The sequence below is a fragment of the Alcanivorax sp. HI0044 genome (assembly GCF_001634945.1).
Genome location: NZ_LWEZ01001201.1, coordinates 1 through 5,109, shown reverse-complemented (window position 1 = coordinate 5,109; position 5,109 = coordinate 1). Strand labels below are relative to the sequence as shown.

8 protein-coding genes are annotated in these 5,109 nt (G+C 56.2%); 3 read left to right on the top strand and 5 right to left on the bottom strand.

Annotated features, from left to right (window positions below):
- Nucleotides 1-265: 265 nt before the first annotated feature.
- Both A3730_RS16475 and A3730_RS16470 read left to right on the top strand, forming a co-directional pair.
- On the top strand, nucleotides 266-985 hold the full coding sequence (locus tag A3730_RS16475; protein ID WP_063520886.1) for an inovirus Gp2 family protein: 720 nt from the start codon (nucleotides 266-268) through the stop codon (nucleotides 983-985).
- A gap of 54 nt (nucleotides 986-1,039) precedes the next feature.
- A complete protein-coding gene (locus tag A3730_RS16470) occupies nucleotides 1,040-1,234 on the top strand; it encodes an AlpA family transcriptional regulator (RefSeq protein WP_063520885.1) in 195 nt (64 codons plus the stop codon).
- Between the two features lie 48 nt (nucleotides 1,235-1,282).
- On the opposite strand, the gene A3730_RS16465 is transcribed toward A3730_RS16470, so the two are convergent.
- From A3730_RS16465 to A3730_RS16455, 3 genes are all read right to left on the bottom strand, one after another.
- Nucleotides 1,283-1,630 (bottom strand): hypothetical protein, encoded by a 348-nt coding sequence (locus A3730_RS16465; protein ID WP_063520884.1) that lies wholly within the window; start codon nucleotides 1,628-1,630, stop codon nucleotides 1,283-1,285.
- A gap of 69 nt (nucleotides 1,631-1,699) precedes the next feature.
- Nucleotides 1,700-1,984, bottom strand: a complete 285-nt coding sequence (locus A3730_RS16460) for a hypothetical protein (RefSeq protein ID WP_063518846.1) — start codon at nucleotides 1,982-1,984, stop codon at nucleotides 1,700-1,702.
- 95 nt (nucleotides 1,985-2,079) lie between these two features.
- A complete protein-coding gene (locus tag A3730_RS16455; RefSeq protein WP_082872425.1) occupies nucleotides 2,080-2,637 on the bottom strand; it encodes a DUF4339 domain-containing protein in 558 nt (185 codons plus the stop codon).
- Between the two features lie 240 nt (nucleotides 2,638-2,877).
- Between A3730_RS16455 and A3730_RS16450 the strand changes: the two genes are divergently transcribed.
- Entirely contained in the window at nucleotides 2,878-3,207 is a 330-nt protein-coding gene (locus tag A3730_RS16450) for a helix-turn-helix domain-containing protein (RefSeq protein WP_082872222.1), read from the top strand.
- On the opposite strand, the gene A3730_RS16445 is transcribed toward A3730_RS16450, so the two are convergent.
- Nucleotides 3,204-4,088 carry a hypothetical protein gene (locus A3730_RS16445; protein ID WP_063520882.1) on the bottom strand — a complete coding sequence of 295 codons (885 nt, stop codon included), beginning with the start codon at nucleotides 4,086-4,088 and terminating at the stop codon, nucleotides 3,204-3,206. The two genes, A3730_RS16450 and A3730_RS16445, sit on opposite strands and share 4 nt — an antisense overlap.
- A 74-nt stretch (nucleotides 4,089-4,162) precedes the next feature.
- Nucleotides 4,163-5,109, bottom strand: a 947-nt coding sequence (locus A3730_RS16440; protein ID WP_197477501.1) for a YqaJ viral recombinase family protein, incomplete at its 5' end; no start/stop codon positions are given.

The window sequence follows — 5,109 nt, the reverse complement described above, 5'->3', positions numbered from 1 at the left end:
AAAACAAGGGGTTGGGTATTTTAAAATGATAGTTTTCATGATCATAAGAGCTTGATTGTGCATGGCGTTGGCCAGCATTGGCTTGTCGGTAATAGATATATAGGGTTTTCCATCCAGCCCACTTGTTGAAGGCTGGGATACCCAATCAGGATTATTAGCTGTCCGGCTCCCTAAAGCCGGGCAGCGCTATTTATCCACCTTGGTGCCGGTCGAAAGTTACACACAGGCATCTCCTATGAGCAAACAATTCTCATAGGAGAAATTAATGATTAACCGGCACCCTCTTAACACCAATCTTTCCCTACACCACACAGGCTCCTGGCATGGCTATGAGGTCCAGCTTCAGCATGGACCTTTAGTGCATGAATACCTGTACCGCTTCAAAGAGACCCTGGATTGGTCATTGTCTGAACACCCTCGAACGTTGGCTGTGAGACTCGATCTGCGTCTGCCTGAGCGTCATCCCTTTCAGCTGGAGTTTGTGATGGGTCGATTTATCAGCTCGTTGCGAGAACAAATAAAAGCTGACGTTAATCGTAGACGTAGCGAAGGTAAGCGGGTCCATGACACCGCTGTCCGGTATATCTGGGTACGAGAGCAGGACAGCAGCGATCAACCTCATTTCCACGTCTGCCTGTTCTTTAACAAGGATACTTACCGGCAGCTAGGGAGCCTGCCTTCTGCGAAGGGGGAAGGGGCTGCAATGCCTGATCCGGACGTGCCGCGAGACTCGCTGGCGGACAGGCCAGCGAAGAACCTTGCCGAGCGCATTGTGAAGGCGTGGTCACGAGCCGTCGGGTTGGGGCCAGATGAGGGCAGTGGATTGGTTCACTTCCCCTACAGCTGCGTATACCGAGTCAATGTGGGTTCAGCTGGTGGGGAAGCTGAGGTGGCGGGTTTGTTTAGCCGCATCAGCTACTTGGCGAAAGCCAAGACCAAGCAATATGGGATGGGGATCAGACACTTCGGTACCAGCCGGAGATAGGAGTGAGTAAAAAAATACAGGCGAGCGCTATCTCATGAGTTGAAGGAGAGTCTCATGAAGATCATGCGTTTGAAGGAAGTCATGGACACCACCGGGTTGGGCCGTTCGTACATCTACAAGTTGGCCAGTGAGGGTGCCTTCCCCAAGCCGGTGCAGTTGGGCGGGCGAGCCTCTGGGTGGGTGTCTGACGAGGTGGAATCGTGGATATTGGAGAGAATTGAAGAGCGGGATCGTGAGGTGGGTGATTAGAAGGTAAGCAGCGGCCCTTGCTGGAGCCGCTGTATTGGGGTGGGGTGGTTAACCGCCAAAGCTGTAGGTGCCGGCCCCTTGATCTGTTTCGATCTCAGCCTCCAGGACGTCGCAGTCATTGTTGACTTGAATCCTGGCTGTTTCTCCAAAGCTGATGGTCTTGGGAAGTTGGCTTTTCCCGCTGTATTTGAGGATGCGGCATTTACCTCTGTTGACGGTGATTTCTTGGATCTTAACCTCTTCCACGAGGCTGCGAATGGTTACGAACTGAGGGTCCATACCCGGACCGAATCCGGTGTACCTGGTTGCTGTGCCAACTTCGATGACTTCAGAGAGGTCTGAGCACCCGGAAAGGGAGATGGCCATCAAGGCCGCAGCGAAAGTCATTTTTCTCATGATTAACTCCATGTTGTGAATGATGGGATGAATTGAAGGGGAGGGTCGATAAATGGGAGTTGGTGCGAGTTAGCCATTTCTGCATGTGGCAATGGCATCACTGACCAAGGGCTGAACTGCTGATTGCGCCTCGCCCGACGAGATGTCATCCGGTGGTACCCCTACGGTGACGGAGTAGCTAGCCAAGACATTCGTGTATACACAGTCGCAGAAATCTGGGTTTTCCAGATCGTCCAGCGTGATCTGGTCAACACACAGGGCGTTAATGCTTTCCTCGAAGGTGCTGTTGGGCTCCTCTGCGCATCCAGCCAGCAAGATGGACGCGGCAGGCAGCAATAAAGATAGAGTCTTCATTGTGGTGGCTCTTCTGATATTGATAGGAGGCGGCCTGTCGATGTGTGACAGGCCTTCATGGGGTTGGCGCGATATCGCTGGTATAGGCTCGGTGGTTAAACCGTGAGCATCAGCGCGAAGCAAACCAACCAGACGATGAAGTAGGCCAGGTTGTGCTTCAGGGCCTGGGCTCTTTGATACAGGTAAACGGGGATCAGCCAGGTGATTCCTTTGAACTTGCTGGTGTCGATACCGGATTGCTCCAGACGCTTTTCATCCCAGAATGACAAGGCGATGTTGAGAGCCAGAGTGATGTACCAGAACTCGGCATTCGAGAGGGCTTGTTCTATCCGGTATTCATTTCCGTCGTAAGCTACACCTGCGACGATGGATTCGAGGATCAAGCCAATCAGTGGCGCAAAGGCCAGAATCCACACGATGGTATTGTTCACGTGCTCCCCACTGAGAGGGGGAGGCGTGGTCTTATCCAGGTGTGCCGCTAGCTCGGTCTTTTCCAGTTTCGTCCACTCGGACAGCCCGTTGCGCCAGACAATGGCGCCATGGGTGATTTCCCCGCTCGTGATCAAGCCGATCATTTCCTGTTCAGAAAACCCGCCTTTGCGTTGGCCAGCACTTTCGTAGAACCACGGTTTCTGTGTTTCTGTTGCTTCCATGTTGGACCTCATTTCATTTTTCTTGGTGATTTTGGGAGGCATAAGGGGGCAGCTAACCGTCCTGGCTAGCCGACTGTGACAGACCACGTTCCCCCAACGTGATTTAGGCCCGAACGAGGTTCGGGCTCCCGGCACGGCAAAAGTATTGCAGTGCGACACTTTGCGAGTCAAGTTAGGCGATACGACACAGGTATGGCTCTGCCGTAGCGTTGCTTCATCTGATTTGGTGGAGTGGGCGTGATGAGTTTTCCCAAGCGCCTGAAAGCGGCCCGGTTGGCATTGGGGCTGACTCAGGAACAGTTGGGCTTTGAGTTGGATGTCACCAAATCCACGGTTTCCGCTTGGGAGAATGGTCGTGACGCTCCAGGCTTTCGTCTGCTTCCTGCCCTGAAACAGGTGCTAGGTGTTTCGCTTGATTACCTGATTTGTGGTGATGAAGCGGGTGGGATCGCCGATCCTGCGGGTGCCTACGGCGCGGAAGTCCGCAGTGAAGCTGAAGCGCATCTGCTCAAGCGTTACCGCAAACTTTCTCGCAGCCGCCAGGAAGGCCTGAAGGCCCTTCTGGATTAACCGGCAGACTGCTTGCCTGCCAGCTTATTGCTGAGTCCAGAAGTCGATTGGGCAAGGGAGTCCTTGGTTTGAGTGGCTCTCTCGCCAGAAAACTCCTCCATCACCTGTAACCCCTCATCTTCCCCATACTCGAACCAGGCATTCATCAGCCCGGCCTGAGCAACCTTGTCCAGCTCCGTCTGGTGAATCCCCAGATTCTCTCGCCCCTTCGCTTCCTCCCTGGCGTGGGTGACGGCTTCTTTCAGGGTCTGATCTGCCCGCAGGGTCAGATCCACGTAGTAGATCGGTGCCCGGTGACTCTGGGTAGTGCTCTTGCCGCGCAGCTTCAGTTCCAGCGGCAGGGTGGCCAGGTTGCCGCTACTGATGGCGTGGAAGTAGCGCAGTCGTGCTGCCAGCGTGCGGATGCTGTTATAGCCGGTGGTGCGGAACACAAAACAGCCCAGTTCATCGTCATTCCCGATGCGGACATAAAGACGGCCATAGGGCTTGCACAGCCCATGGCTGCCGTAGTCGCACAGATCTGGGGAGGGGCAGTCTAGTGACGACAGGCCATTCTCGGTATGGCGTCGGCATGCCTCCCCGTTGCCTGCACACAGCGGCCTGCCGCTCTTGCGGTCGAAGAAGGTGTATTCCGCCCGTAGATTCAGGTCCGGATCGTTGAAGGGCAGGGTGATTGGGATGCTACGGAGTTTATTGCCCTTGGTGTCCTGGCGCAGGGCCTCATCCAGCGGGTGGGGCAGCCAGCCTTCCTTGGTCTGGATCTGGGTGGTGATGGTGAACTGATCGTCTTTCTCGGGCAGACGCTTGCCGTTCTTCTCCACCATGCGACCGATGCTGATGCGACCGATCACGGGTGGGGTGATCGCGAGTCCTTTGATCATGGGATTCTCCTGATGGCAACTGGCATAGACGCAGCCGGGCCAAGCCCGGCTGTTATGCTGTGAGTCGTAGAGGTTTAAGCATTGGGGCGAACCAGGAAGCGACGGCTCCCGGCCTTGTGCTTGGGGTACTGTTTGAGCAGGTCAGGCTGATCCTGCAGCAGGGCTTTCGTGTCCAGGCTGGTGGAGTCCTTGCTGCGCTTCCAGGTCACGGAGCCCTCGGTGAAGGTGGCCTTGCTGGCCAGCCCCATGGTCTGCTGGATGCGTTGCTTGAGGGTGGACTCTCGCTCGTTCAACCGGCCCAGGGTGTCCCGCAGATCCAGCAGCTCATTGAAGTCGCCCTCCATGGCTGGGTTATCCGTGAGGTCCAAGGTTTGCCCTTTGTCCTGGGGGTAGAGGGCTTGCAGGGCGTTCCCGGCAGAGTCGGAGCCATCCGGGTCCGGCGGGGTGTCCGCTTCCACCAGCTGCCAGAACTCCCGCTCAAGCTCGTACAGGTGAGCAATCAGCGCTTCGTCCCGCTCGATGCGGTGAATCTGCAACTCTTGACCACAGATCAGCACGGCCACATCGGCAGCCTGCTTGCCGGTGACGGCCAGCTGATGCTGCACTTGGCACTGGATGTACTCGGGAACCCCGTCCGCCCACAGCTGGGCGCCGTACTGTCCGGTGGTCTTGCACTCGAGGATCTGCACATCGTCATTACCGACGACAGCGTAATCCAGGTTGGCGAGCATCCAGGGCTTGTCGTCATCCGGGTGCTGCAGCACGGCATTCACGCGCCGTACTTTGTTGCCAGTGATCTTGGCGTAAGCCTCGGCTACCTTTGGCTCCAGCAGGGTGCCCCAGTACAGGGGGGATTTAATGTCATTGGGATCAGGGGCGGGTAACAGACCATCCCGTCCGGTCTTGATCATCCACAGCTCCAGCGGTGACTGGTACGGGCTGATGCCGACGGCGGCAGCCGCATCACTGGCGCCAATGCCCTGCTTGCGGATCTTCAGCCAGTCCTCCCGGCTCATCTGCT

Excerpts from the sequence above, each read along its gene's own strand:
- A3730_RS16475 (WP_063520886.1), top strand. The coding sequence starts at position 266 with ATGATTAACCGGCACCCTCTTAACACCAATCTTTCCCTACACCACACA.
- A3730_RS16470 (WP_063520885.1), top strand. The coding sequence starts at position 1,040 with ATGAAGATCATGCGTTTGAAGGAAGTCATGGACACCACCGGGTTGGGC.
- A3730_RS16465 (WP_063520884.1), bottom strand. The coding sequence starts at position 1,630 with ATGAGAAAAATGACTTTCGCTGCGGCCTTGATGGCCATCTCCCTTTCC.
- A3730_RS16460 (WP_063518846.1), bottom strand. The coding sequence starts at position 1,984 with ATGAAGACTCTATCTTTATTGCTGCCTGCCGCGTCCATCTTGCTGGCT.
- A3730_RS16455 (WP_082872425.1), bottom strand. The coding sequence starts at position 2,637 with ATGGAAGCAACAGAAACACAGAAACCGTGGTTCTACGAAAGTGCTGGC.
- A3730_RS16450 (WP_082872222.1), top strand. The coding sequence starts at position 2,878 with ATGAGTTTTCCCAAGCGCCTGAAAGCGGCCCGGTTGGCATTGGGGCTG.
- A3730_RS16445 (WP_063520882.1), bottom strand. The coding sequence starts at position 4,088 with ATGATCAAAGGACTCGCGATCACCCCACCCGTGATCGGTCGCATCAGC.